The sequence below is a fragment of the Rhodococcus sp. KB6 genome (genome assembly GCF_001445685.1).
Lineage (GTDB): Bacteria > Actinomycetota > Actinomycetes > Mycobacteriales > Mycobacteriaceae > Rhodococcus_F > Rhodococcus_F qingshengii.
The window spans coordinates 1-529 of sequence record NZ_LNAK01000076.1; the positions used below are offsets into that span (position 1 = coordinate 1).

Below are 529 nucleotides of genomic sequence, written 5' to 3' on the forward strand. Positions count from 1 at the left end.
AGTGGCATGCTCTAGACCCGAAGCGGAGTGATCTACCCATGGCCAGGTTGAAGCGACGGTAAGACGTCGTGGAGGACCGAACCCACTTAGGTTGAAAACTGAGGGGATGAGTTGTGGGTAGGGGTGAAAGGCCAATCAAACTCCGTGATAGCTGGTTCTCCCCGAAATGCATTTAGGTGCAGCGTCGCGTGTTTCTCACCGGAGGTAGAGCTACTGGATGGTCTAGGGGGCCCACAAGCTTACCGAAATCAGCCAAACTCCGAATGCCGGTGAGTGAGAGCGCGGCAGTGAGACTGCGGGCGATAAGGTTCGTAGTCGAGAGGGAAACAGCCCAGATCGCCAGCTAAGGTCCCTAAGCGTGTACTAAGTGGAAAAGGATGTGGGGTCGCGAAGACAACCAGGAGGTTGGCTTAGAAGCAGCCACCCTTGAAAGAGTGCGTAATAGCTCACTGGTCAAGTGATCCTGCGCCGACAATGTAGCGGGGCTCAAGTACACCACCGAAGCTGCGGCATTCACGCAATAGCCCCC

1 rRNA gene is annotated in these 529 nt (G+C 55.8%); it reads left to right on the forward strand.

The window, feature by feature from the left end:
* Positions 1-529 (forward strand): 23S ribosomal RNA (locus ASU23_RS12215); the annotation flags it as partial.